Raw genomic sequence first — 25,522 nt, 5'->3', positions numbered from 1 at the left:
GCCCGCGCGGGCGTCGACCGGGCTGTCGTGGGCGGGGCGAGGCGGCGGGTCAGGTGCCGTAGCGGCGTTGCCGGGTGCCGTAGGAACGCAGGGCGCGCAGGAAGTCGACCCGCCTGAAGTCGGGCCAGTTCAGCTCGCAGAAGTAGAACTCCGAGTGCGCCGACTGCCAGAGCATGAAACCGGACATGCGCTGCTCGCCGCTGGTCCGGATGATCAGATCCGGGTCGGGCAGGCCCCGGGTGTAGAGGTGCTCGGAGATGTGCTCGACGTCCAGCGTGCCGGCCAGTTCCTCGATGGTGCCGCCCTTGGCCGCGTGCTCCACCAGCAGGGACCGTACCGCGTCGGTGATCTCGCGCCGGCCGCCGTAGCCGACGGCGATGTTGACCTGCGCGCCGCCGGTGCGTTCCCGGGTGCGTTCCTCGGCGGCCTTGAGCGCCTGGGCGTGCTGGGTGGGCAGCACGTCGAGCGCGCCGACCATCCGCAGCCGCCAGGGGTTGCCCTCCTCGGCCAACTCGGTGCTGAGATCCTCGATGATCTGGAGCAGCGGGTCCAGCTCCTCCGCCGGCCGGGACAGGTTGTCGGTGGAGAGCAGCCAGAGCGTGACGTGGCCGACACCGGCCGCGTCGCACCAGCGCAGCAGCTCCTTGATCCGCTCGGCACCCATCCGGTGCCCGTCGTTCGGGTCGACGAGCCCCATCTCCCGCGCCCACCGGCGGTTGCCGTCGCACATCACGCCGACGTGCCGGGGCACCGGTCGACCCGCGAGCCTGGCCGTCAGCCGGCGCTCGTAGACGGAGTAGAGGAGTTTCCGCAGAGTCATCACCTTGCAGGGTAGCGACCCACGGCGAACATCAGTGCCTCGGTGGCGCACTCCGTGCGTGATCAAGGGAAATACGTCGTCAGCGGGCCGTTTCTCATGATCACCGGAGCGGACGCGGGAGGGCGGGGGCGGGGCGGGCGGTCACCGGGGCGGGGCGGCGGGGGTGGGCGTGTCGGGGGCGCGGTGCAGGGCGTAGAGGGCCAGGGTGGCCGCGGCCAGCAGGGGTGCGCCGTCGCGGACCAGGCCGTCCAGGCCGAGCAGCCACCAGCACAGCGGCAGGTTCACCGCGAGTACGCCCAGGGTGATCGTCACCAGCAGGCGGCGGGCCCACCGCCTGCCGCGCAGCAGGAACGCCGTACAGAACAGCACCAGGTAGCTGACCACGATGCCGGCGGCGAACCAGGCCAGCACCACCGGGACGACGGCGAGCCGGCCGTCCAGTACCGCACCGCCGGCCACCAGCGCCGGCACCAGCATCAACGGGCTGTACGTGAACGCGGCCACCCGGCTGGTCAGCAGCCAGGCGGTCACCTGCGGGCGTTTCGGGGCCACCTCCCGCCAGCTGATCGTGCCACCCTCGACCACCAGGCCCTTGCGGTGGCGCACCAGGTGCCCGGCGACCGCGTCGGAGCGGTAGAGCAGCACGACCACGGCGACGCAGAGTGCGGTGAGCACGGCGAAGCCGACCAGGCCGGGCAGCGGCGGGACGCCCTGCCGGGGCACCACCAGCCGGCCGACCGCGAACACGGTGGTCACGGCGAGGATCAGCCCGAACGGCTTCGCCCCGGCCCGCCCCCGGTTCACCTGCCCGATCAGCACCAGGAAGCCCAGCGACCGCAGCATCGCCCAGCCGGTACGGACGGCCAGGCCGAACTCCTGCTCCGGGGCGTACCACCAGTTGAGCAGCTCGACCGCGACGGTGGCGGCGGCGGTCGACGCGAGCAGGGTGGTCAGTACCCGGACGGCGGACGGCCGCCGGACCGGTGGGGTCACGGCGGCCGTCCTCATGGCTTCCGGTCTTGCCCGCTGCGGGCGACCGGCACACCTGCTACCGGGGCTGCTCCGCGTCGAGCCGGGCACGCAGCGCGTCCAGCTCCGACCAGAGGACGGCCGGCAGCTTGTCACCGAACTTCTCGAACCACTCGGTGACCAGCGGCAGCTCGTTGCGCCACTCCTGCGGGTCGACCTTCAGGGCGATCCGGACGTCCTCCGGGGTCATGTCGAGCCCGTCGACGTCCAGCGCGTCGGCGGTCGGGACCATGCCGATCGGGGTCTCGACCGCGTCGGCGCTGCCCTCGATCCGCTCGACGACCCACTTGAGCACCCGCGAGTTCTCGCCGAAGCCGGGCCAGAGGAAGTTGCCCTCGGCGTCCTTGCGGAACCAGTTCACGTAGTAGATCTTGGGCAGCTTGGCGGCGTCGCCGTCGACGCCCTTGCCCATCTCGATCCAGTGGTTGAAGTAGTCACCGGCGTGGTAGCCGATGAACGGCAGCATCGCCATCGGGTCGCGGCGCACCACGCCGACCGCGCCGGACGCGGCGGCGGTGGTCTCCGAGGACAGCGTCGCCCCCAGGTACACCCCGTGCACCCAGTCGCGGGCCTCGGTGACCAGCGGGATGGTGTCCCGACGACGGCCACCGAACAGGATCGCGTCGATCGGTACGCCGTTCGGGTCGAAGTAGTCGTCGGCCAGGATCGGGCACTGGGTGATCGGGGTGCAGAACCGGCTGTTCGCGTGGGAGGAGAGGTTCTCGCTCTCCGGCGTCCAGTCGTTGCCCTTCCAGTCGATCAGGTGGGCCGGCGGCTCGCCCATGCCCTCCCACCAGATGTCGCCGTCGTCGGTGAGGGCGACGTTGGTGAAGATCGAGTTGCCCCGGTCCAGCGTCCGCATCGCGTTGGCGTTGGTCTTCCAGTCGGTGCCCGGGGCGACGCCGAACAGGCCGTACTCCGGGTTGACCGCGTAGAGGCGGCCGTCGGGGCCGAACCGCATCCAGGCGATGTCGTCGCCGATGGTCTCGACCTTCCAGCCGGGGATGGTCGGCTCCAGCATGGCCAGGTTGGTCTTGCCGCAGGCGGACGGGAACGCGCCCGCCACGTGGTAGACCTTCCCCTCCGGAGAGGTGATCTTGAGGATCAGCATGTGCTCGGCGAGCCAGCCCTCGTCGCGCCCCATCACGCTGGCGATCCGCAGCGAGTAGCACTTCTTGCCGAGCAGCGAGTTGCCGCCGTACCCGGAGCCGAAGGACCAGATCTCCCGGGTCTCCGGGAAGTGCGAGATGTACTTCGTCTCGTTGCACGGCCAGGCGACGTCGGACTGGCCGGGGGCGAGCGGGGCGCCGATGGAGTGCAGGGCGTGCACGAACTCGGCGTCGTCGCCCATCGCGTCGAGCACACTGGCGCCCATCCGGGTCATGATCCGCATCGAGGCGACCACGTACGGGCTGTCGGTGATCTCGACGCCGAACATCGGGTTCTCGGCCTCGACCGGGCCCATGCAGAAGGGGATGACGTACATGGTCCGGCCGCGCATCGCACCCCGGTAGAGCTCGGTCATCGTCCGCTTCATCTCGGCCGGCGCCATCCAGTTGTTGGTGGGGCCGGCGTCCGCCTCGTCCACGGAACAGATGAAGGTGCGCTCCTCGACCCGGGCGACGTCCGTGGGGTCGGTGCGGGCGTAGAAGGAGTTCGGCTTCTTCTCCGGGTTCAACCTGACGAGGGTGCCGTTGTCGACGAGTTCGTCGGTGAGACGCCGCCACTCCTCGTCGGACCCGTCCACCCAGACCACCCGGTCGGGGGTGGTGAGTTCCGCGATCTCCCGGACCCAGGCGAGCAGCTTGGGGTGGGTCGTGGGGGCCTGATCGATCCCCCGCACAGTAGCCGGAGCAACCATGACTCATCTCCTTGTGGTCGACGCTGACCGATTTATGGGATGCACGAGTCTCGGCGGACGCGGGCCGCGTCGCCTTCGTGGAAACCTGGGATTGGCCTCAGCGTAAACCGGGCGGACCCGCGAGTCAGTGGGACTGGTTGTGAAGAACTGCACAAGGTACGGCCCGGCTGCGGTAACACGAGCTGATACCCGCTTTCACGCGCACTTTCACGCAAATCCTTCGACGAACTGTCGGCGGGCCCGGGACCGCCCCACGGACGGCGGGGGACCCGGGTCGACCCACGGCGCGGCGGCGGCACGCCGGTGGCACCCCGTCCACGACGCCGGTTACCGGTACGCTCGCGAGGTGGCCGCGACGATGACCGGGGACCAGCCGGGTGCCCCGCAGACCCGCCCGGGTCTGGTTCGTGCGCTGCTGGACAGGTTCGGCCACCTGCTGCGTGAGTTGAGCAAGTTCGCCACCGTGGGCGGGGTGGCCTTCCTGGTCGACTTCGCGCTGTTCAACTACCTCACGCTGGGGCGCGGCGTCGAGCCGGTGACCGCGCGGGTCGTCTCCACGGTGATCGCGGCGACCGTCGCGTTCGTGGGCAACCGGTTCTGGACCTGGCGGCACCGGGTCCGCTCCAACCCGGCCCGCGAGTACGCGCTGTTCTTCTTCTTCAACGCGGTCGGCCTGGGCATCGCGGTGGCCTGCCTGGCGGGCAGCCGGTACGGGCTGGGCAGCATCTGGCCAGGAGTGTTCCGCACCCCGCTGGCCGACAACATCGCCAGCTACGTGGTGGGCACCGCCCTCGGCACGCTGTTCCGGTTCTGGTCGTACCGACGGTTCGTCTTCGTCGAAGCGGGAACTCCCGCCGTCACGGAGGCGACCAGCGACCCGTCGTCCGGGTCGTGACCGGTCGTCCACCCCGTCCAGCCGGAGTTCCCGGCACCGTCCTCAGCCCTAAGGTGTTGCGCATGCGTCTTGTCCGTCTGCTGCCCGAGCGCTGGCAGAAGTTCATCCGCGAGGCGCTCAAATTCGGCATCGTCGGGGGCGTCAACACCGTCATCAATTACGCGGTGTTCAATGCTCTGGCACTCACCGTTTTTGTCGACGGTCAACTGAAGGCGACGGTCATCGCCACCATCGTGGCGACGATCACGTCGTATCTGATGAATCGTCACTGGACGTACCGGGACCGACCGAAAGCGGCGCTCCAGCGCGAATACGCCCTGTTTTTCCTGTTCAACGGTGCCGGTCTGATCATCGAACTCGGCGTCCTCGCCGCCGCCAAGTACGGCCTCGGGTTCACCAGCCTGCTCGCGCTCAACGTGGCCAAGACCGGCGGCGTGCTGCTCGCCACCCTGTTCCGGTTCTGGTCCTACCGGACCTTCGTCTTCCAGCCGGTCCCCAAGCACGCCGAGGAGAGCTGGCACTCCATCAAGCGCGACGAGTGGGACACGATGGCCGAGCTGGACCCGGTCGCCGAGCTGGCCGAATCGGTCAGCGAGCTGGAAGAGGCCCAGAGCCAGGCCGAGGACCACACCACCCCGGCGACCGGGACGCCGGCCCCGACCGTCGAACCGGTGTTCAAGCAGGGCCGGGGCGGCACCCTCGGCCCCGCCGCCGCCGGCGGCGGCGACCTGGGGGCGGAACTGGCCGCCGAGCTGCACGCCGGCACCACCCCCCGCACGCCGCGCCCCTGACCGGCCCCGGGTGACACCCGGGGCCGGGCCACGGATCAGCCGCTGGTGTCCCGCAACGGCTTGCCCTCCCGCATGTCGGCCAGGATGTCGCGCATCTCCCCGTCGCCCAGCGTGTGCTTGTCGTGCTGCGCCTCCACCAGCTCGTAGAGGGTGGTCTGCACCCGGTCGACCCGGGGCACGTCGACGAGCACCGACTGCCCCCGCTCGCCGGCCGACTCGATGGTGAGCGTGCCGCAACCCAGCAGCCGTTCGGTGAACCGCTGGGTCATCGAATGGTCGTTGATCCGGGCCAGCGGCAGGTCCCGCCGGTGCCGGGAGAAGACACCCTCCTGGAGCAGCACCCGCTCGTTGGTGAACAGGTAGTGCGTGCTGCGCCAGACCAGGAACGGCCACAACCCCAGCCAGAGCACCGCGATCAGGAACAGACCGGCGAGCACGGCGAGCACGAGCGCGCCACCGTCGCCGTCGGGCAGCAGGAGCCAGCCCGCCACCACCGCCGCGACACCGAGGACCAGCACCAGGACCGGCCGCAACAGCGCCTTCGGATGCGGGTGCAGGTGCAGGACGACGTGCTCGTCCTCGGTGAGCACGTCTTCGGGGAACGCCACGGGAACCTCCTCGGCGACAATCGGACGCGCTGACCGTAACCGGTCGGGGCGACCCACCGGATCAGCCGGGCGGCCCGCCGTGCACCCCGCGCACGAACCGACCGTGGGCCGCCGGTCACCGCAGGTGCAGCACGTCCCCGGCGGCCAGCCGGCGCTGTCCGGCGGTGGTGTCGACGAGCAGGTGCCCGTCGGCGTCCACTCCGGTGGCGAGCCCGGTCAGGTCGGTGCCGTCGGGCAGCAGCACCCGCACCCGGCGGCCCACCGTGCCGCAGGAGGCCAGGTACGCCGCGCGCAGGCCGCACGCGTCGGCGTCCCCGCCGGCCAGCCGCCACCGGTCGTACCAGTCGGCGAGGGCGCGCAGCAGGGCCCGCAGCAGCGGGTCCCGGTCGGTGGCGGTGGCCCCGGCCAGTTGCAGCGAGGTCGCCGGCAGCCCGGTCGGGTTCTCCGGCAGCTCGTCGGCGCGCAGCGTCACGTTCAACCCGACACCGAGCACGATCGCCGGGGGCTCCGCCGCACCGGCCGCCGGCACCGCCTCGGCCAGGATGCCGGCGCACTTGGCCTCCCCGATCAGCAGATCGTTGGGCCACTTCAGAACGGCGTCCAGTTCGGCCAGCCGGGAGACCGCCTCGACCAGCGCGACCCCGGCGAGCAGCGGCAGCCAGCCGTACCCGGTGGGGGGCGCCGGCGGCCAGTCGCGGTCGGCGACGGCCTCGCCGGGCCGCAGCAGCACGCTCGTCGCGAGACCCGCCCGCGGTGGTGACTGCCAGGCCCGGCCGCGTCGGCCCCGGCCCGCGGTCTGCCGTTCGGCGACCACGACCAGGCCCTCCGGTTCGCCGGCCCGCGCGGCGTCGGCCGCGTCGGCGTTGGTCGAGCCGGTCTCCGGCCGCAGCTCCAGCCGACGCCAGGGGCCCGACGGCGCGGTCAGCGCCCGGGACAGCCGCGCCGCCGACAGCGGCGGTCGGTCCAGATCGGTGTACGGCGAACCCGGCATCCCGCCAGCCTACGGGCCCGGTCGACACGCGCCCCCGACCAGCCTCCGGAGGGGGCTACTGAGGCGTACTGCACAGCGGCGTCGGCCTGAACCATCGTTATATTCCCAGGGTGACTACCGAGACCGGGACCAACATCCACAGCACCGCGGGCAAGCTGGCGGACCTGGAGCGCCGGGTCGACGAGGCGGTGCACGCGGGCGCACGCGGCGTCGAGAAGCAGCACGCGCGGGGCAAGAAGACCGCCCGGGAGCGGATCGACATGCTCCTGGACGAGGGCTCCTTCGTCGAGCTGGACGAGTTCGCCAGGCACCGGTCCACCAACTTCGGGCTGGACCGCACCCGCCCGTACGGCGACGGGGTGGTCACCGGCTACGGCACCGTCGACGGCCGGCAGGTGTGCGTCTTCGCGCAGGACTTCACGGTCTTCGGCGGCTCCCTCGGCGAGGTCTTCGGCGAAAAGATCGTCAAGGTGATGGACCTGGCCATGAAGATCGGCTGCCCGGTGGTCGGGATCAACGACTCCGGCGGGGCACGCATCCAGGAGGGCGTCGTCTCGCTCGGCCTCTACGGCGAGATCTTCTTCCGCAACGTCCGGGCCAGCGGGGTCATCCCGCAGATCTCCCTGATCATGGGTCCGTGCGCGGGCGGCGCGGTCTACTCCCCGGCGGTCACCGACTTCACCGTGATGGTCGACCGCACCTCGCACATGTTCATCACCGGCCCGGACGTCATCAAGACGGTCACCGGCGAGGACGTGGCGATGGAGGAGTTGGGCGGCGCGCGTACCCACAACACGCGCAGCGGCAACGCGCACTACCTCGCCACCGACGAGGACGACGCGGTCGACTACGTCAAGGCGCTGCTGTCCTACCTGCCGTCGAACAACATGGACGAGCCGGTCGTCCTCGACGCGCCGGCCGACCTCGACGTCACCGACGCCGACCGGGAACTCGACACGCTGATCCCCGACTCGGCCAACCAGCCGTACGACATGCACCGGGTCGTCGAGCACGTCCTCGACGACGGCGAGTTCCTGGAGGTGCAGCCGCTCTACGCGCAGAACATCGTGGTCGGCTACGGCCGGGTGGAGGGCCGTCCCGTCGGGGTGGTCGCCAACCAGCCGATGCACTTCGCCGGCACGCTGGACATCGCCGCCTCCGAGAAGGCCGCCCGGTTCGTGCGCACCTGCGACGCGTTCAACATCCCGGTGCTGACCTTCGTGGACGTTCCCGGGTTCCTGCCCGGCACCGGCCAGGAGTGGGACGGCATCATCCGCCGGGGCGCGAAGCTCCTCTACGCGTACGCCGAGGCGACCGTCCCGAAGGTCACCGTCATCACCCGCAAGGCGTACGGCGGGGCGTACGACGTGATGGGCTCCAAACACCTCGGGGCGGACCTGAACTTCGCCTGGCCGACGGCGCAGATCGCGGTGATGGGCGCGCAGGGCGCGGTGAACATCCTGTACCGGCAGGAGCTGGCCGCCGCCGAGGACCCGGCCGCCGTCCGCGCCGAGCGGATCGCCGAGTACGAGGACACCCTGGCCAACCCGTACGTCGCCGCCGAACGCGGCTACGTCGACGCGGTGATCCCGCCGCACGAGACCCGGACCCAGATCGTCCGGGCGCTGCGGGTGCTGCGGACCAAGCGGGAGACGTTGCCGCCGAAGAAGCACGGCAACATCCCGCTGTAGCCGCCCCGCCGCGCGGGGTCGGCACGGGTCGTCAGCAGGGGACGTCGGCGGCTGGGCAGAGGCGTTCCGCGGCCCGGTCGGCCAGCGCGATCAGGTCGGGCTGGCTCATCCCCGGCCCGGTGCCGTCGACCCGGTCGGCGACCGTGTCCGGGGCGGGCACCACCACGGTGACCAGGTCACCGACCCGGACCACCAGGGTGGTCTCCACGGTCGCCGCCGCGCCGACCGGTTTCCCGCCGGTCTGCGCCAGGGGTTGCGAAGCGACGTGCCGCAGCAGCACCGACTGGTCACCGGCGAAGTCCCGCGCCGCCGGCTCCCAACGGTGCTCCTGTTCGGTGGCCACCGGCTGCTGGTCGGCGGCGAGCGTGGACGCGTCGAGGGTCCACTCGGCGCAGGCGTTGAGCAGCCGGTCGATCTCGCCGAACAGCCACCGCCCCCGGGACAGCTCGATGCGGTAGACGTCCTGGCTGAGCACGGGCGTGGCCGGCCGGCCGGCCCGGGTGGTCGGGCGGAGCAGGGTCTGCGACCGGGAGGCGCGGGACACCGACAGTTGGGCGCTGACGTCGCGTTCCCGCCCACACGATTCGAGCAGCGGGTCGATCCGGACGGCCTCCCCCAGGCCGGTGTCGCCGAGCCGCTCGCCGGTCTTCGTGGGCAGGTCCGCGGGGGTCAGCAGGGCGTCGAGGGGGATCTCCGTCCGGACCGGGGCCGACGCGGAGGCGGACCCCGGGGCCGCGACCGGGGCGGTGGGCGTCGCCGGCCCGGTGGGCAGCTGGCGTACCGCCACGGCGGCCCCGGCCAGCACGACGAGCACGGTCGCCGCCGACAGCACCGCCGTGCGACGGCTGCGGCGGCGGGCGCGGGCCCGCAGCTCCGCCGGCTCGGGCCAGCGGACCTCGCGCAGGTCCCGGTGCAGCCGGTCGACGAAGGTCGGCTCCTCACTCATCGGACCTCCTCCAGGTCGCCACCGGCGAGCAGCCCGGCGAGCGCGGTACGCCCCCGGGAGAGCCGGGCCTTGACCGTGCCCACCGGGGCGGCGGTCTCCCGGGCCACCTCGGCCACGGGCATGCCGAGCAGGTAGTAGAGGGCGAGCGCGGTGCGCTGTTCCTCGGGTAGTTGCCGCAGGGCGGCGACCACCTCCAGGGTTTCGGTGCCGGGGCCCGGCACGCTCTCGGTCGTCACTCCGTGCCGCAGGTAGGCGCGGGCCCGGCTGCGCAGGCTGCGCCACCGGCTCACCGCGATCCGGGAGGCCACCACGCGTACCCAGGCTTCCGGGTCGTCGTAGCCGCTCACCGTCGACCAGCGTTGCCAGGCCCGGATGTACGCCTCCTGCACGGCGTCCTGCGCCTCGGCCAGGTTGCCGGTGAGCGCGTAGACGAACCCGAGCAGCCGTTGCCGGCTGCCCCGGTAGAACTCGTCGAAGCCGTCGACGTCCGGCACCCTGGTTACCTCCCCCGTGGCGGTCAGAGGTGACACGCGTGCCGCGCCCCGGTGGGTTGCGTGCTCAGCCGGTCATTCTGCCCGGTCGAGCAGGTCGGTCAGCTCGGCGAGCGGGAAGGTGCCGGCGGGGAGACGTTCCCGGGCCAGTCGCCGGACCGCCGTCTGCACGGCGGCGTTGGCCGGCGTGGGCACCCCGAGCCGCCGGCCGAGCAGCACGATCTCGCCGTTGAGGTGGTCGACCTCGGTGGTGCCGGTCGCCCGGGTCAGGCTCTGCCAGGTGGAGCTGCCGCTGCGCGGTTGCCCGTCGACCGGCCGGGTGCCGACCCGGTCCCCGCGTTCGGCGCGTTCCTCCTCGTCGGAGGGGTGGGCGATGCCCGCGGCGGCGAGCACGGCGACCCCCTCGGCCCGGACCCGGTCGAGCAGCCAGTCCGGCAGGCCGGCCCCGAACAGGGCCTGCACCCCGTTGCCGAGGTTGTTGAGCAGCTTGCCGTACTTCCACCGCATCACGTCCTCGCGGACGGGGGCGAGGAAACCGGCGGCGGTCAGGTCCGCCGCCACCGCCGCGTCGACCTCGTCGGCACCGCCCGGGTAACGACCCACGTGCAACATTCCCGGGTACGGGTGGCCGCTGGCGATCACCACGCCCGGGTCGAGGTGGGTCGCCGGCAGCCACACGCAGACGGGATGCACGTGGGCGAACAGCCGCAGCGCGGTGGGCTCGTTGGCCACCCCGTTCTGCGCGGTGAACAGGGGCAGCCGCTGTCCCGCCGTACCGCCGCCGGCGACCGGGGCGTCCGCCCAGGTGTCCAGGGCCGCCCAGGTGTGCTGCGACTTGACCGTCAGCACCAGCACGGTGTCGGCGGGCAGCGGCTCGCTCCCCGGCCCGTCGGTGGCCGGCCCCCGCCAGGTCACCGACCGCTCGGGGGTACGCAGGGTGAGCCCGTCGCGCCGGATCGCCGCCAGGTGCGGCCCGCGCGCCACCAGCGTCACGTCCCGGCCGGCCTCCCCCAGCAGTACGCCGATGGTGCCACCGACCGCGCCCGCTCCGATGATCAGGTATCGCATCCGACCGATTCTGCCCGCATCCGCCCAGGTCGGCGACCCGAGGTCGGGGTGCCACCGGTCACCCGGGCCCGCTCCCGGTCGGCGCGGAGTGGCCGTCCGGTCGAAGCGGGACGCCGGCCCCGGGGTCAGAGCGGGATGCCGGCCCCGGCGAGCAACGGGCCGGCGAGCAGGACCGCGCCGACGGCGAGGGCGAACAGGTTGACCAGCCCGAAGAGGAACACCCAGAGCAGCGCCGGGAAGGGCGTCAGGTGGGCCAACTGGTCCGCGTCGGACTCGGGCATCCGGCCCCGGCTGCGCAGCCGTTGCAGTTCGAAGACCGGCCGGACGCCGCCGAACAGCAGGAACCAGACCGAGGTCCAGGCGAACACGGCCTGCACCTGCGGGGTGGCGTACCAGGAGACCACCAGCACCACCCCGCCGGTGACCAGCAGGGAGAGCACCCCGAACACGTTGCGGACGAGCAGCAGCATGGCGAGCAGCAGCGCGACCGCGACCCAGAGCAGCAGGGTGATCCGGTTGCCGCCGAGCAGCCAGGCACCGCCCAGGCCGACCAGGGACGGCGCGACGTACCCGGCGAGCAGGGTGAGGATCATGCCGGGGCCGGTGGGGCGGCCGGCGCTGAGGGTGAGGCCGGAGGTGTCCGAGTGCAGCCGGATGCCGTGCAGCCGCCGTCCGGTGAGCAGCGCCGCCAGGGCGTGGCCCCCCTCGTGGGCGATGGTCACCGCGTTGCGGGCGACCCGCCAGGTCGACCGGACCGCGACGACCGCCAGCGCGGCCAGGGCGGTGAGCACCACCAGCAGGGGCGGCGGGTCGGGTTGGGCGCTGAACAGCCGGTCCCAGAGGTCGCCCAGCCCGTCGATCGACACCATGGCCGGGGAGCCTACCCGGCCGGATCGTGTCGCTCGACGGTCGTCGCCTCGTATCGTGTGAGACTGACCGGGCGGCGAGCGGAGCGGGAGGTGAGGGCCGGTGAGCGCGGCTCCCCTGGAACACCACGTCGGCCTCTGGACCGAGGCCGACTACCTCGCCATGGCCGACACCCCGAACCGGATCGAACTGCTCGACGGAAGCCTGATCGTGAGCCCTGCTCCGAGCAAGCGGCACCAGTTGGTGTCGTGGAGCCTTGTCGACAGTCTTCGGCCAGCCGCCCGGCCCCTCGGTCTGCTGGTGTTCGAGGCGGTGAACGTGCGGCTCGGGGTGGACCGGATCGTCGTTCCCGACGTGGTGGTCGCCGACACCGACGACGAGGGCACGGTGGTCGAGGCCGGTGAGGTCGCGTTGGTCTGCGAGATCGTCTCGCCTGGCAACGCCGCCGCCGACCGCCTGGTCAAGATGCAGCTCTACGCGCTCGCCGGTATCCCGTGGTACCTGCTGGTCGAGCAGGACGGTGACGCCCACTCGTTGCGGCTCCACCGGCTCGACGGCAGGCACTACGTGGAGGACCAGGTCGCGAAGGCCGGCGAGACGCTGACCCTGGCCGAACCGTTCCGGTGGCAGCTCGACCCGGCCACGCTGCGCTGAGCCGGCCCGCTGCCTGATACCACCCCCGACCTGCCCTGACCGGTTCGGATCATCGCACATCAATTCGACCGTTGTCGATGAAAGTTTCCTTAGGGCCCCTTGCGATCAAGGGCAGGAATCTCCAAAGATTGGCGTCAATCGATTGGCGTCCCTGGAGGAATCCATGACCCGTACCAGAATGTCGTTGCGCCGGCTGTTCGCCGCCGGTCTCACCGTGGCCGCCACCGCGGCCGCGGCCCTCGTCGTCACGGCCGGACCCGCGGCCGCCGCCACCACCGCCGGCGTCGACGTCTCCCACTACCAGGGCTCCATCAACTGGACCAGTGTCCGCAACGCCGGTATCGAGTTCGCCTTCATCAAGGCCACCGAGGGTACGAGCTACAAGGACCCGAACTTCAACGCCAACTACGTCAACGCCTACAACGCCGGGGTGATCCGGGGCGCGTACCACTTCGCCCGGCCGAACATCTCCTCCGGCGCCACCCAGGCCAACTACCTCGCCAGCAACGGCGGGGCCTGGTCGGCGGACAGCCGCACCCTGCCGGCCGCGCTCGACGTCGAGGCCAACCCGTACAGCGGCGGCACCTGCTACGGGCTGTCCACCACCGGGATGCGCAACTGGATCCAGGACTTCCTCAACACCTACCGCTCCCGCACCGGCCGGTACGCGGTCATCTACACCACCACGAGCTGGTGGAACCAGTGCACCGGCAGCTGGACGGGCCCGTGGGGCAACCACCCGCTCTGGCTGGCCCGCTGGTCGAGCTCGCCGGGCACCCTGCCGGCCGGCGCCCCGGTCTGGAGCTTCTGGCAGTACACCAGCACCGGCAGCGTCCCCGGGATCAGTGGCGGCGTCGACCGCAACTACTGGAACGGCGACCGCTCCCGGCTGATCGCGCTGGCGAACAACACCTGATCGCCCCCGGACACGGCTCGGCGGCAGCGGGACCGGTCATCACCGTACGGTCGATGGCTGGTCCGGCTGCCGCCGTCGCGGTCGACGACCCCGTCGGATCAGGCGCTCTTCCGGCTGGTCAACGGCATGGTCACGGCATCCGTGGCGGTGGGCATCGCGGTCCGGCGGCTCAGCCGCCAGGCGGCGACCCCGGCGGCGGCGACCGTCACGACGGCGATCGACACGACCAGCGCGGCCACGCCGGCGCTGAGCAGCAGCAGGACGACATCGCCGAGGGCGACGAGCATCCACAGTGCCAGTCTCGGCCGGGCATCCCTGCGTCGGTAACTCATCTCGCTACCTCCTTCCGTCGTCCCGGGTCAGATACCCCGGATGACGGAAAGTCATGCGAAACGATTTCACCCCCGGCGGGAATCCCCCGGGTCAGTTCTTCCGGTCCGGCACGAACCGGCTGGTGATCAGGGCGAAGTTGGCCAGGTTGGCGTTCCAGTCCTTCGCCGCCACCTCCCACCGGATCGCGTAGCCCCGGTTGGTGGCGGTGACGAACCCCCGGTTGCGGACGTGGATGCGGGTGTTGTCCCGGCTCTCCAACCAGTCCCAGTCGGCGCAGGTGCGGTAGCCGCCGCACGCCTTGATGTCGAGGTACTGGTAGTTGTTGACGATGTTCTTCCGGTCCGGTTCCTTGTTCTTCCAGTCGGCGACCGCGTCCTTGAGCGGGCTGGACGTCCACTGGATGAGCAGTTCCCGCACACCGTTCGGCTCGGTGATGACGACCGAGTCGGAACGGACACTGCGCCGCCAACCCTTCGGCACCGGGACTGTGAACGTCGGCCCCTGATACATCTCCCAGCCCTCAGGCAGCGCGTTCGGGTCGGTGGAGGGGGTGGCCGACGGCGTCGGGCTGGGCGCGGCGCTGGTCGGGGGCGGGGGTGCCGGAGCCGACGTGGGGGCGGCGGAGGAGGCGGCGGCGCTCGTCGGGTCGGTGGCCTGCGGGGTGCCGTTCTCCGGGTCGTCGGAGCGGGTGAGCAGCGGCACAGCCAGTGCCAAGCCCACCAACAGCACCGCGACCAGCGCGCCGATCAGCAGGTTACGGCGCTTGTGGTCCGGCGGCGTCCCGTCGTACACCGGGACGGAGGCGACCCCGGCGGACCCGGTGGGTGGGCTGACCGGCGCGTCCAGCACGGCGGTGGGATTGGCCGGCGGGGGTGGGTCGGCCCGGCCGGCGCGGACCGGCGGGTCGATCTTGCTGGTCGGCGCGGCGTCCGCGTCGGCCGGTGCGACAGCCTTGCCGGTCGACCCGGCGTCCTTGCCGGTCGGGCCGATGTCCTTGCCGGTCGAGCCGGCGTCCTTGCCGGTCGCAGGGGCGTCGGACGAATCGGCCGGGCCGGTCGACGCGGCGTCGGCCCCGGTCGGCGGGGTGACCTTCGTGGTGGGACCGGCGTCCACCCCGGCCGGCACCGTCGCGGTGGCGTCCGCACCCACGGCCGACGCCCCGGTGACGACCGTCGGCTCCGCCGCGCCACCCGTCGCGGTGGCGCTGTCCGCCGCCGTCCTGGCGGCTGCCGCCTTCGCGGCTGCGGTGCCGGTGGCGGCTCCCGCGGCGGCGGCCAGCGACGACGAGGTCTTCGCGCCGGTCCCGCCCTGCGCCGGGCGGGGCGCCGGCACCACCGGGGTACGCGGCTCACGCGGGCCGTTCGGCCCCGGCCGGCGTACCCCGTCGAGCAGGGAGATGCCCCGGGCCCGCTTACCGGCGGCGCGGCGCAGCATCCGCTCGGCGACCTCGGCGGTGATCCGTTCGGTCGGGTCCTTGCGGAGCAGGCCGGTCAGCACCGGCTTCAACGGGCCGGCGTTCTTGGCCGGCGGCAGCGGCTCCGTGGCCAGCGCGGCCAGGGTGCCGATCGCCGACGGCCGGGCATACGGCGACTTGCCCTCCACGGCCGCGTAGAGCGTCGCCCCCAACGACCAGAGGTCCGCCTCCGGCCCGGCGGTGCCGTCCCGGGCCCGCTCCGGCGCGATGTACGCCGGCGAACCGAGCACCATGCCGGTACGGGTGACGTTCGGGTCGCCGGGGATGGTGGCCAGTCCGAAATCGGTCAGCACCACCCGGCCGTCGGTGCCGAGCAGCACGTTGCCCGGCTTGACGTCCCGGTGCATGACGCCGGCCTTGTGGGCGGCCTTCAACGCGCCCAGCACGCCCAGCCCGATCTCCACCGCGCGGGCCGGCGGCACCGGACCGTCCTCGGCGAGGGTGTCCTGCAACGACTTCGACGCCACGTACTCCATGACGATCCACGGATCGCCGTCGGTGCGCAGCACGTCGAAGATGCGGACCACGTTGACGTGGTTGAGCCGGGCGATCGCCCGCGCCTCACGCAACGACCGCTCCCGCATCTCGCGGCGCTCGTCGTCGGTCAGGCTCGGCGGTGGGACGAGTTCCTTGATGGCGACGTCCCGGTGCAGCACCTCGTCGCGGGCCTTCCAGACCCGGCCCATGCCGCCCTGACCGAGCGGCGAGAGCAGCCGGTACCGGTCAGCGACGAGTTGGGAAGGCACGTCAGACATCGGTGAGACGGTACCCGGCCCCACCAACGCGTACACCGCCGGCACGCCACTGTGCGACGTGGGTCAACTTGTCGACGCGTACCCTGGCGTCATGTCTGCCGAAGAGCCGCTGTTCCGGGTCGTCCGGGGAGTCCCGACCGCCGAGGAACTGGCCGCGCTGGTGGGCGCGATCGCGCTCCGTTCCCGGCCGGCCGGTCCGCCCCCGCCGGTGGCGAGGTCCGCGTGGGCGCGCAGCGCCCGCCCGGCCGGCGCGGCCCCCGTGCCCGGTCGCGGCGCCTGGCGCGCCTCCGGCCTGCCCCGCTGACGCTGTCCCCCGCTGCGCGGCCCGGGTACGCGCAGCCGCGACCGCCGGGTGGCTCGGGTGTACGCAGGCGAGCGCCGGCCCGCGCGGGGCTGCCGAGATCGACACCTTGCCACTAACCTCACTCTGGGAGATGGCATCGTGACGGTCGGGAGGGCCAGTGATCCCAGAGGAGGGCCGCCCAGCTTCCGGGGCGGGTGACTACGGCGGCATCGAGGCCGACATCCGGCAGATGCGGGAGTTCGCCGACCGGCTCCAGAACGAGGTCGACCGGAACTACACGCCGCACCTGCGGTACATCGCCGACGACATGACCGCCGCCGTGCCCAACCCGTGCGACGCCTTCATCGAGCTGGTGCACTTCCTCCAGGCGCACTGGGAGACCCAGCAGGCCACCTCCGACCTGGTGCACGGGCTCGCCGGCAACACCGGCCGGCTGGCCGCCGCAGCGCACCGGATCGCCACCGACTACCAGGGCTCCGACGCGTTCGCCGACGCCCGGGTGGCCGACGTCGAACGCGCCCTGCACAACCCGCGGATCGCCGCGTCCACCCAGCTCACCGACCGTTCCTCGTGGACGGCCCCCGAACCCAACAGCCCCGAGAATCCGGGCCCGGTGGTGCTGCCGTGATCGAACGGGGCAGCGGCCGGACGTCCGGCCTCACCGACTGGCAACTGATGGACGTGCTCAGCATGTGGGCGTGCCTCCAGGACCAGGAGACGCCGGGGCACTGGAAGCACGTCGCCGGCTGGCGCAAGGTCTGTGAACTCGCCCAGAACCACCTGCGGCAACTCCGGCAGTACCGCGCCGGCCTCGCCGAGGCCTGGCCACCGGCCACGAATGCCGCCGCCAGGACCTACCTCGGAGAACTCGACGGGCTGATCAACAAGGTGCAGCGCACCCACGACACGGCGGCCGCCAACCACGACGCCCTGGCCGCCGTCGCGCGCGCCATCGACAGCACCAGGCCCGAACTCAAGCGGATACGTGACGACTACGCCGAGAAGCTCGCCCGCAAGCGCGGGTACGAGGCGACGTTGGCCGACCCCAGGGCAGCGGCGGGCAGCCGGGTGGTGGACCCGCCGGTGACCGACGCGGACCTGGAACGGCTCAACGTGCAGGCACGGGGGTTGATGTTCGGGCTCAGCGGCGAACTCCAACAAGCCCAAGCCATGCTCCAAAAACCACCACCGACGCGGGCCCCTCGCGACCTCAGCAGTACGGACACCTACGGCAATTCAGCACAACTGCCAATAATTCCTCCTATAGCGGCAATCCCGCTATCGCCACCGAGAAACACAAGGACATCAGGAACAAGGGATTCGAAAACCGCCAGGCCACCACTTGCCACTCAATCGTCAAATTCCGGGCCGACACTGGGGGGAATCATAGGCGCACCCCCCTCGCCAACCACATCGAGTGCAAGTACGGGAACGCACGGCGGGTCAGTAAACCCCCAGAATAGCTTCGGAGTTCCGCCCGCTTATACCGTGTCTGGAAGAACCGAAACGACCAACTCTTCAGTCAACAGGAATAACCCTTATGCCGAAAGCATCCCGAGGGCCAAGCCTCCCAACCATATTATCGGCGGTAATCCGGAATTAGGACCAAGCCAGCCAGCCAGCAGCGGTACTTCACGACGCATTAACCCAGTCGGAGGAGTCATCGGTGGGGGCGGTGCCGGACTCGCCCCCACTGGAGGCGCCGGATCCAGACCTCGCGGTGGGCGAGGAGGGCAGATTCATGGGCTCGGAGGCTTTCCCGCCATAGGCGAGGGTGTCCGCACGGGCAACTTCCCTACGTCCCCAACAAGGCGAGACATCTCGAACAGCAGCCAAGCCCGCCCTTGGGACCCCGACCATCCTTGGGCAACCGACGAGGGCGTGCCGCCAGTAGTCCATCCACCCGAGGAGGAAGGACCCATCGACCCCGGACCTACTATCGGCATTAACCGGTGAACATCGACAAAGCGGCCAGCTATCTGGGCATAGTCGCGTTAACTCAACTAATTCTGCTAGCAGCAACGACGCCAGGGGCAGCCGCATCGAAAGATCAGCAGCACATCCGCAGGGATCAGTGGCATCTAAAATTCCTTGACACTACAGAGGCTCATCGAATCACCAAGGGAAAGGATTCGGTGGTCGCCGTCCTGGACACCGGGGTTTCACGCCACCCGGACCTCCGCCAAAACCTACTACCAGGGGTCGACACGATCCCTGGCGGATCCGGAGACGGCCGCAGCGATCGCGATAGCCACGGCACTGGAATGGCAGGACTAATCGCAGCACATGGCCAGCGAAACAACTCCGGCGCGCTAGGAATAGCTCCGGAAGCAAAAATTCTGCCGATCTTTTCCACCTCACCAAAAGGAGACGGGAGTCCAGACGCCCTCGCAGAGGGCATCAGGTTTGCAATCGCAAACGGCGCGAACATAATCAACATATCAAGCGTCGGCACAAAGAGCAGAGAATTAGAGCAAGCGATCACCCTCGCTTTAGCCTCGGATATTGTCGTTGTGGCATCAGCTGGCAATCTGCCTGACGACACCAAGGTGGGGTACCCCGCCTCGGTCGGGGATGTCATTGCAGTGGGCGGGGTTGACCAAACTGGAAGGCATGCACCGATTTCTGTGAGTGGGCCGGAGATTGATGTCGTTGCTCCGGCGGTGGACATATACAGCACCAGCATCAACGGCAGGTACCGCAAGGGCACCGGTACGTCCGATGCCACCGCCATTGTGGCCGGGGCGGCGGCGTTGGTCCGGTCGAAGTACCCCTACCTTCCCGCCGCCGAGGTCGTCCACCGGCTCACCGCGACCGCTGTCGACAAGGGTCCGCCCGGCCGGGACGACGAGTACGGCTACGGCGTCATCGACCTGGTGGCAGCGCTCACCGCCGACGTACCTCCGCTGGGTTTCGAGGGTACGACGGTGACCCCGCCGAGCGGCGCGACGAGTGCCGCTGCCCAGCCTGCCGGCGGCGACGGTGGTGCCACCGTGCGGGGGTGGGTCACGTTGGGGGTGATCGTGGCGGCCGGTGGTGGATTCCTGGTGTGGCATCGACGTCGACGTGCCGGCGACCCGCCGCCGAGAATCAGCCGGTAGCGTCGGCCGCGTGTCGAACTTCCTGCCGCTCCGTCTCGTGCTCGCCTCGCAGAGCCCCGCCCGCCGCAAGTTGCTCCAGGCTGCCGGGATCGAACCCGACGTGCTGGTCAGCGGCGTCGACGAATCCCTGGTGGTCGCGGAACGGGCCGAGGATCTGTGCCTGGAGTTGGCCCGGCGCAAGGCGCAGGCCGTCGCCGACCGGCTGCGTTCCACTCCGGATGCGCGGACGCTCGTGTTGGGTTGTGACTCGGTGCTCGCGTTCGACGGCGAGATCCTCGGCAAGCCGGCGGACGCGGCTGACGCGACCCGCCGGTGGGAGCGGATGCGTGGACGCAGCGGGGTGCTGCACACCGGCCACCATCTTGTCGACGTGGGGAACGAATCGCAGGTCGGGGCGGTGGCCTCGACGGTCGTGCACTTCGCCGACGTCACCGATGCGGAGATCGCGGCGTACGTGGCCACGGGCGAGCCGTTGGCGGTGGCCGGGGCGTTCACCATCGACGGGTTGGGTGGGGCGTTCCTGACCGGGATCGAGGGTGATGCGGGCACGGTGGTCGGATTGTCGTTGCCGCTGCTCCGTCGGCTCCTGCACGATCTGGGGCTGAGCATCACGGACCTGTGGACGAAGGTCGCGCCGGCTGCCCAGGAGGTCGAGCCGCTCGGCTAACGTCCGGTCATGACCACGAAGCCGTTGCCGCTGACGCCGGAACTACAGGCCTACATCGTCGCCCACGGTTCCCCGCCGGACGAGATCATCCGTGATCTGGCGGAGGAAACCCGGGCGGTGCTGCCGGCGCACGCCGAGATGCAGGTGGCGCCGGAGCAGGCGGCGTTCCTCACCTTCCTGACCCGGTTGCTGGGCGTCCGGCAGGCCGTCGAGGTGGGCACGTTCACCGGGCTGTCGTCGTTGGCGATCGCCCGGGGGCTGCCCGAGGACGGCCGGTTGACCTGCTTCGACATCTCGGAGGAGTTCACCGGCATCGCGCGGTCGTACTGGCAGCGGGCGGGGGTGGCCGACAAGATCGAGCTGCGGATCGGCCCGGCTGCCGAGACGCTGCGGGAGTTGCCGCACGAGCGTCACCTGGACTTCGCCTTCATCGACGCCGACAAGGTCGGCTATCCGGTGTACTGGGCGGAGCTGGTGCCCCGGATGCGGGCCGGTGGGGTGATCGCTGTCGACAACACGCTGCGCGCCGGCCGGGTGCTCGCCCCGCGCGACGAGGCCGACCGGGCGATCGCCGCCTTCAACGACGAGGTGCTTGCCGACGTACGCGTCGACGCGGTGCTGCTGCCCCTCGCCGACGGCGTCACCCTCGCCCGGGTGCGTTGACCGGCCGGTCGGGGGAGCCCGGCACGATCGACTCCCCTGGGCCGATGTTGCGGTGTTTACCTCGCACCGATACCGCTACATCGGCGACATAAAGTCGATCACCTCCCCGGAACGGGGCACCGGTCCGACGCGACGGGCGCGTGACCGGGCCCCGCCCGGGGCGGGACACGTCAGCGGACGCTGCGGGCGAACTGGCGGGCCGCCCAGAAGACGCCGGCGGCGGCGAGCACCGCGATGATGGCCAGCCCCTGCCACACCTTGTCGTTGGCGAGGTCACCGGCGAACAGCGCCCGGGTGCCGTCGACCGCCCAGGAGAACGGGTTCCACTCGGCGACCCCCTGCAGCCAGCCGGGGGCGAAGGTGAGCGGCAGCAGGATGCCGGAGAGCAGCAGCACCGGCTGGGCCACGGTGTTCATCAACGGGGCGAGCGCGTCCTCGCTCTTGACCTTGAGCGCGACGCCGTACGAGACGGCCGAGGTCATCAGCGCGATCAGGGCCAGCATCAGGTACGCCAGCAGCAGGTCCCCGATGAAGACCCGCAGGTCGAACAGGAGCGCCAGCAGGGTGATGATGACCGCCTGCACGATCAGCGAGACGACGTCGCGCAGGGAGCGGCCGAGCAGCAGGGCGAGCCGGCTGATCGGGGTGACCCGGGACCGCTCGATGACCCCGGCGCGCAGCTCGGCGATCAGGCCGAAGCCCTGGAACAGCCCACCGAAGATGGCGAGCAGCACCAGCAGGCCGGGTACGAAGATCTTGTACGCGGCGGCCTGGGTGGGCGCGTTCAGCGCCGGCTTGAGCAGCGGGGCGAAGAGCAGCAGGTACATCACCGGCTGGAAGACGCCGACGAAGACCCAGACCGGGTTGCGCAGCAGCAGTTGAAGTTGGCGTTGGAAGATCAGCCAGGTGTCGCGGGCGAATTTCATCCGTGGTCTCCGGTGTCTCAGGACTCGCGCAGCGAGCGGCCGGTCTTGGTGAGGAAGACGTCGTCGAGGCTGGGGCGGTGCAGCTCGATGGAGCTCATGACCAGCCCGGCGTGGTCGAGCCGGCGCAGCACCTGCGGGATGGCGGTGGCGCCCTCGTCGACGTAGAGGCGCAGCCCGCCCTCCTCGACGGTCTCCAGCTTGTTGAGGTATTCCTCGCTGTCGAGGAGTTGGGCGGCCTGCGGGGTGCTCGCCACGTCCAGGCCGACGAGCACCACGTCGCCGGAGATCTCCCGCTTCAGCTCGGCCGGGGTGCCCTCGGCGACCACCTCACCGTGGTCCATGATCGCGATCCGGTCGCAGAGCGCGTCGGCCTCGTCGAGATAGTGCGTGGTGATGAAGACGGTCATCCCCTCGGTACGCAGCCGCCGGATCTCGTCCCACATGTGCGCACGGCTCTGCGGGTCGAGGCCGGTGGTCGGCTCGTCGAGAAAGACGATCTTCGGCTCGTGGATGATGCCGAGAGCGATCTCCACCCGTCGCCGCTGGCCGCCCGAGTAGGTCTTGCACTTGCGGTCCGCGTACTCGGTGAGCTGGAAGGCTTCCAGGGCGCGGACCGCGCGGCGGTGCGCGTCGGCCTTGCCGATGCCGTACATCCGGGCGTGCAGGACGAGTTCCTCGCGGGCGGTGCTCTCGTCCCAGGTGCTGCCGCCCTGGGCGACGTAGCCGATCCGGCGGCGTACCTCGGCCGGGTCCTTGCGCAGGTCGGCACCGGCGATGGTGGCCTCGCCGCCGTCCGGCTCGATCAATGTGGCGAGCATCCGCAGGGTGGTGGTCTTGCCGGCGCCGTTGGGGCCGAGGAAGCCGAAGATCTCTCCCGCCGGGACCTGGAGATTCACCCCCCGGACGGCGTCGACCGTTTTCGTCTCCCGACCCTGCCGGGAGCGGAACGACTTCCGCAGCCCTCTGGTCTCGATCATCTCTGCTCCTGGTCGTCCGGGCCGGGTGGTGCCGGCCGTCGTCTGCCCCCGTGACGCCATGTGGCGCGCTTCCGCCAACGGGCCGGAAGCAGGCTAACGCGATATAGCTTTTCTAGTCAACGTTGATTATTGCTTTTCTCGCCTGGCGGCGGAGCGCCGTCGATCGTGTCGCCCTGCGGAGCGCCGTCGGTCCAGCCGGGCCAGACGTCCGCCCCCGTCAGCCCAGCAGGCAGGTACGACACCCCGGAGTCGATCCGCTCGGCGATCCGCCCGCACCACGCCATCTCCGCCTCGGCACGGGCCAACCACAGCTCGAACATCCAGGTCACGTGCACCGGTTTGCTGTTGCGCACCCAGTCGGAGTCCAACGAGGCACGCATCGACTCGACACCGGCACGCAGTAGATTCGCCCGGTTGCGCAGCGCCGCCGCCGCCTCCTCGCGGGGCATCGCCGGCAGGAACGAGAAGGCCGACGCGAACGGGTCCGGCACCTCGTGCAACTGCCACCACTGCGCCCGTAGCAACGTCTCGAACTCCTCGTCCCCCTTGGGCGTCACCTCGTACGTGGTGCGCGCCGGACGGGCACCGACCTGCTCGGTGGCGACCGTCCGCAACAGGCCCTCCTCGGTCAGCTTGCGCAACGCGTGGTAGATCGAGCCGGGCTGCACGTTCGCCCACTTGTCGGCACCCCAGCTCAACAGCTCGCGGCGTACGTCGTAGCCGTGCACGGGCTGCATCCACCGGACCAGCCCCAGGATCATCAACCGAGTCGCAGACACCACACAAGCGTAATAACCAAGTTTGACTAGTCGACGGGCCCACAGTGCGACATCCCACACTGAGTGATCGTTAGGGGGCCTCCGGGCTGCCGATACACTCCCGAGGCAACGACCCCGGGAGGAGCACCAGGTGCGCAAGGTACTCATCGCGAACCGTGGCGAGATCGCCGTCCGTGTCATCCGGGCCTGTCGCGACGCCGGTCTGGGCAGCGTCGCCGTCTACGCCGACTCCGACCGGGACGCCCTGCACGCCACCCTCGCCGACGAGGCGTACGCCCTCGGTGGCGACACCGCCGCCGACAGCTACCTGCGCATCGACAAGCTGATCGAGGTGGCCCGGCGGGCCGGCGCGGACGCCGTACACCCGGGTTACGGCTTCCTCTCCGAGAACGCCGACTTCGCCCAGGCCGTGCTGGACGCGGGCCTGACCTGGATCGGCCCGACCCCGCAGGCGATCCGCGACCTCGGTGACAAGGTCACCGCCCGGCACATCGCCCAGCGGGCCGGCGCGCCCCTGGTCCCCGGCACCGCCGACCCGGTCGCCGACGCCGACGAGGTGACCGCCTTCGCCGTCGAGCACGGCCTGCCGGTCGCCATCAAGGCCGCCTTCGGCGGGGGCGGGCGGGGGCTCAAGGTGGCCCGCACCCTGGAGGAGATCCCGCACCTGTTCGAGTCGGCCACCCGGGAGGCGGTCGCCGCGTTCGGTCGCGGCGAGTGCTTCGTCGAGCGCTACCTCGACCAGCCCCGGCACGTCGAGGCACAGGTCCTGGCCGACCGGCACGGCAACGTGGTCGTCGTCGGCACCCGGGACTGCTCCCTGCAACGACGGCACCAGAAGCTGGTCGAGGAGGCCCCCGCGCCGTTCCTCACCGACGCGCAGCGCCGCCAGATCCACGACAGCGCCAAAGCGATCTGCCGGGAGGCCGGCTACCACGGCGCGGGCACGGTGGAATACCTGGTCGGCGCGGACGGCACCATCTCCTTCCTGGAGGTCAACACCCGGCTCCAGGTGGAACACCCGGTCACCGAGGAGACCGCCGGCGTGGACCTGGTCCGCGAGCAGTTCCGGATCGCCGACGGCGAGAAGCTGCGGCTCACCGCGGACCCGACCCCGCGCGGGCACGCCATCGAGTTCCGGATCAACGGCGAGGACCCGGGCCGCAACTTCCTGCCCGCCCCCGGCACCATCACCGCGCTGCGCCTGCCCACCGGCCCCGGCGTCCGGGTCGACACCGGGGTGGGCGCGGGCGACGTGATCGGCGGCAACTTCGACTCGCTGCTGGCCAAGGTGATCGTCACCGGCGAGACCCGCGCCGAGGCGATCGAGCGGGCCCGCCGGGTGCTCGACGAGATGGTCGTCGAGGGGATGGCCACCGCGCTGCCGTTCCACCGCCTCGTCGTCCGCGACCCGGCGTTCACCAGCGAGCCGTTCACCGTGCACACCCGGTGGATCGAGACCGAGTTCGACAACACCGTCCCGGCGTTCACCCCGACCGCCGGCCCCGCCGAGGCGGCGGCGGCGCGCGAGACCGTCGTGGTCGAGGTGGGTGGCAAGCGGCTGGAGGTCACCCTCCCCGCCGGCCTCACCGGGGGTACGACCACCGCCCCCACCGCCGCCCGCCGGCCGGCCCGCCGGGGTGGCGGCACCGGCACGGGTACGGCGGTCAGCGGCGACGCGCTCACCTCCCCCATGCAGGGCACCATCGTCAAGATCGCCGTCGCGGACGGGGACACCGTCGCCGAGGGGGACCTGGTCGTCGTCCTGGAGGCGATGAAGATGGAACAGCCGTTGCACGCCCACAAGGCGGGCACGGTCGCCGGGCTCGCCGCCGAGGTCGGTGCGGTGCTCACCGCCGGCGCGGCGATCTGCACCATCTCCTGAGCCGTACGCCCGCCGCAGGGGCAGGGTGGTGTG

26 protein-coding genes are annotated in these 25,522 nt (G+C 71.1%); 12 read left to right on the top strand and 14 right to left on the bottom strand.

All coding sequences use genetic code 11. The annotated features are described in order from the left end of the window. Positions 1 to 49 precede the first annotated feature (49 nt). From ACN268_RS26195 to ACN268_RS26185, 3 genes are all read right to left on the bottom strand, one after another. Positions 50 to 820, bottom strand: a complete 771-nt coding sequence (locus tag ACN268_RS26195; RefSeq protein ID WP_421485528.1) for an isoprenyl transferase — start codon at positions 818 to 820, stop codon at positions 50 to 52. A 141-nt stretch (positions 821 to 961) separates the two neighbouring features. Beyond that, positions 962 to 1,828 carry a hypothetical protein gene (locus ACN268_RS26190; RefSeq protein WP_421485527.1) on the bottom strand — a complete coding sequence of 289 codons (867 nt, stop codon included), beginning with the start codon at positions 1,826 to 1,828 and terminating at the stop codon, positions 962 to 964. A 40-nt stretch (positions 1,829 to 1,868) separates the two neighbouring features. Continuing rightward, positions 1,869 to 3,710, bottom strand: coding sequence for a phosphoenolpyruvate carboxykinase (GTP) (locus tag ACN268_RS26185; protein WP_421485525.1), 1,842 nt, complete (start codon positions 3,708 to 3,710; stop codon positions 1,869 to 1,871). A gap of 139 nt (positions 3,711 to 3,849) precedes the next feature. Here ACN268_RS26185 and ACN268_RS26180 point away from each other — a divergent pair, with 139 nt between their 5' ends. Both ACN268_RS26180 and ACN268_RS26175 read left to right on the top strand, forming a co-directional pair. Further along, complete coding sequence (locus ACN268_RS26180; RefSeq protein ID WP_421486999.1) at positions 3,850 to 4,605, top strand: GtrA family protein; 756 nt, start codon at positions 3,850 to 3,852, stop codon at positions 4,603 to 4,605. A 62-nt stretch (positions 4,606 to 4,667) separates the two neighbouring features. After that, positions 4,668 to 5,396, top strand: coding sequence for a GtrA family protein (locus tag ACN268_RS26175; RefSeq protein ID WP_421485524.1), 729 nt, complete (start codon positions 4,668 to 4,670; stop codon positions 5,394 to 5,396). A gap of 35 nt (positions 5,397 to 5,431) precedes the next feature. Here the strand turns inward: ACN268_RS26175 and ACN268_RS26170 are convergent, their stop codons facing one another. Further along, positions 5,432 to 6,004 (bottom strand): PH domain-containing protein, encoded by a 573-nt coding sequence (locus ACN268_RS26170; protein WP_421485523.1) that lies wholly within the window; start codon positions 6,002 to 6,004, stop codon positions 5,432 to 5,434. 115 nt (positions 6,005 to 6,119) lie between these two features. Continuing rightward, complete coding sequence (locus ACN268_RS26165) at positions 6,120 to 6,995, bottom strand: biotin--[acetyl-CoA-carboxylase] ligase (protein WP_421485522.1); 876 nt, start codon at positions 6,993 to 6,995, stop codon at positions 6,120 to 6,122. 110 nt (positions 6,996 to 7,105) lie between these two features. On the opposite strand from ACN268_RS26165, the gene ACN268_RS26160 reads away from it, so the two are divergent. Then, entirely contained in the window at positions 7,106 to 8,686 is a 1,581-nt protein-coding gene (locus ACN268_RS26160; RefSeq protein ID WP_421485521.1) for an acyl-CoA carboxylase subunit beta, read from the top strand. Between the two features lie 31 nt (positions 8,687 to 8,717). On the opposite strand, the gene ACN268_RS26155 is transcribed toward ACN268_RS26160, so the two are convergent. From ACN268_RS26155 to ACN268_RS26140, 4 genes are all read right to left on the bottom strand, one after another. Next, entirely contained in the window at positions 8,718 to 9,632 is a 915-nt protein-coding gene (locus ACN268_RS26155; RefSeq protein WP_421485520.1) for a hypothetical protein, read from the bottom strand. Beyond that, a complete protein-coding gene (locus ACN268_RS26150; protein ID WP_204927473.1) occupies positions 9,629 to 10,126 on the bottom strand; it encodes a SigE family RNA polymerase sigma factor in 498 nt (165 codons plus the stop codon). The genes ACN268_RS26155 and ACN268_RS26150 overlap by 4 nt, the downstream gene beginning before the upstream one ends. A gap of 72 nt (positions 10,127 to 10,198) precedes the next feature. Continuing rightward, positions 10,199 to 11,191, bottom strand: coding sequence for a ketopantoate reductase family protein (locus tag ACN268_RS26145; protein WP_421485518.1), 993 nt, complete (start codon positions 11,189 to 11,191; stop codon positions 10,199 to 10,201). A gap of 125 nt (positions 11,192 to 11,316) precedes the next feature. After that, entirely contained in the window at positions 11,317 to 12,060 is a 744-nt protein-coding gene (locus tag ACN268_RS26140; protein WP_421485516.1) for a M50 family metallopeptidase, read from the bottom strand. Between the two features lie 100 nt (positions 12,061 to 12,160). On the opposite strand from ACN268_RS26140, the gene ACN268_RS26135 reads away from it, so the two are divergent. Next, entirely contained in the window at positions 12,161 to 12,712 is a 552-nt protein-coding gene (locus tag ACN268_RS26135) for a Uma2 family endonuclease (protein ID WP_421485515.1), read from the top strand. 163 nt (positions 12,713 to 12,875) lie between these two features. Further along, entirely contained in the window at positions 12,876 to 13,628 is a 753-nt protein-coding gene (locus ACN268_RS26130; protein WP_421485513.1) for a GH25 family lysozyme, read from the top strand. Positions 13,629 to 13,726: 98 nt separating this feature from the next. On the opposite strand, the gene ACN268_RS26125 is transcribed toward ACN268_RS26130, so the two are convergent. Together ACN268_RS26125 and ACN268_RS26120 are read right to left on the bottom strand one after the other, a co-directional pair. Beyond that, positions 13,727 to 13,960 carry a hypothetical protein gene (locus tag ACN268_RS26125; protein WP_088643959.1) on the bottom strand — a complete coding sequence of 78 codons (234 nt, stop codon included), beginning with the start codon at positions 13,958 to 13,960 and terminating at the stop codon, positions 13,727 to 13,729. A 91-nt stretch (positions 13,961 to 14,051) separates the two neighbouring features. Continuing rightward, the gene (locus ACN268_RS26120; protein WP_421485512.1) at positions 14,052 to 16,190 is read right to left on the bottom strand and encodes a protein kinase domain-containing protein; all 2,139 of its coding nucleotides are present in this window, start codon (positions 16,188 to 16,190) and stop codon (positions 14,052 to 14,054) included. Between the two features lie 91 nt (positions 16,191 to 16,281). On the opposite strand from ACN268_RS26120, the gene ACN268_RS26115 reads away from it, so the two are divergent. The 6 genes from ACN268_RS26115 to ACN268_RS26090 all read left to right on the top strand — a co-directional run bounded on the left by ACN268_RS26115 (position 16,282) and on the right by ACN268_RS26090 (position 20,925). After that, entirely contained in the window at positions 16,282 to 16,494 is a 213-nt protein-coding gene (locus ACN268_RS26115; protein ID WP_421485510.1) for an acyl-CoA carboxylase subunit epsilon, read from the top strand. 157 nt (positions 16,495 to 16,651) lie between these two features. Further along, complete coding sequence (locus ACN268_RS26110) at positions 16,652 to 17,122, top strand: hypothetical protein (protein ID WP_421485509.1); 471 nt, start codon at positions 16,652 to 16,654, stop codon at positions 17,120 to 17,122. Beyond that, positions 17,119 to 18,450 carry a hypothetical protein gene (locus ACN268_RS26105; protein WP_421485507.1) on the top strand — a complete coding sequence of 444 codons (1,332 nt, stop codon included), beginning with the start codon at positions 17,119 to 17,121 and terminating at the stop codon, positions 18,448 to 18,450. Before ACN268_RS26110 ends, ACN268_RS26105 begins: the two co-directional genes overlap by 4 nt. Positions 18,451 to 18,452: 2 nt before the next feature. Then, complete coding sequence (mycP, locus tag ACN268_RS26100; RefSeq protein WP_421486998.1) at positions 18,453 to 19,595, top strand: type VII secretion-associated serine protease mycosin; 1,143 nt, start codon at positions 18,453 to 18,455, stop codon at positions 19,593 to 19,595. 10 nt (positions 19,596 to 19,605) lie between these two features. Next, the gene (locus ACN268_RS26095) at positions 19,606 to 20,262 is read left to right on the top strand and encodes a Maf family protein (RefSeq protein WP_421485506.1); all 657 of its coding nucleotides are present in this window, start codon (positions 19,606 to 19,608) and stop codon (positions 20,260 to 20,262) included. Between the two features lie 9 nt (positions 20,263 to 20,271). Continuing rightward, positions 20,272 to 20,925, top strand: a complete 654-nt coding sequence (locus tag ACN268_RS26090) for an O-methyltransferase (RefSeq protein ID WP_421485504.1) — start codon at positions 20,272 to 20,274, stop codon at positions 20,923 to 20,925. 170 nt (positions 20,926 to 21,095) lie between these two features. Here the strand turns inward: ACN268_RS26090 and ACN268_RS26085 are convergent, their stop codons facing one another. From ACN268_RS26085 to ACN268_RS26075, 3 genes are all read right to left on the bottom strand, one after another. Next, positions 21,096 to 21,851 (bottom strand): ABC transporter permease, encoded by a 756-nt coding sequence (locus tag ACN268_RS26085; protein ID WP_145917889.1) that lies wholly within the window; start codon positions 21,849 to 21,851, stop codon positions 21,096 to 21,098. 17 nt (positions 21,852 to 21,868) lie between these two features. Then, positions 21,869 to 22,828, bottom strand: a complete 960-nt coding sequence (locus ACN268_RS26080; RefSeq protein ID WP_421485502.1) for an ATP-binding cassette domain-containing protein — start codon at positions 22,826 to 22,828, stop codon at positions 21,869 to 21,871. Between the two features lie 116 nt (positions 22,829 to 22,944). Then, on the bottom strand, positions 22,945 to 23,607 hold the full coding sequence (locus tag ACN268_RS26075; protein WP_421485500.1) for a PadR family transcriptional regulator: 663 nt from the start codon (positions 23,605 to 23,607) through the stop codon (positions 22,945 to 22,947). A 130-nt stretch (positions 23,608 to 23,737) separates the two neighbouring features. Between ACN268_RS26075 and ACN268_RS26070 the strand changes: the two genes are divergently transcribed. Then, positions 23,738 to 25,489, top strand: coding sequence for an acetyl/propionyl/methylcrotonyl-CoA carboxylase subunit alpha (locus tag ACN268_RS26070; RefSeq protein ID WP_421485498.1), 1,752 nt, complete (start codon positions 23,738 to 23,740; stop codon positions 25,487 to 25,489). The last annotated feature ends 33 nt before the right edge of the window (positions 25,490 to 25,522 follow it).

The sequence above is a fragment of the Micromonospora sp. WMMD735 genome (genome assembly GCF_049178995.1).
Taxonomy (GTDB): domain Bacteria; phylum Actinomycetota; class Actinomycetes; order Mycobacteriales; family Micromonosporaceae; genus Micromonospora; species Micromonospora wenchangensis.
This window is presented reverse-complemented; position numbering and strand designations above follow the sequence as displayed.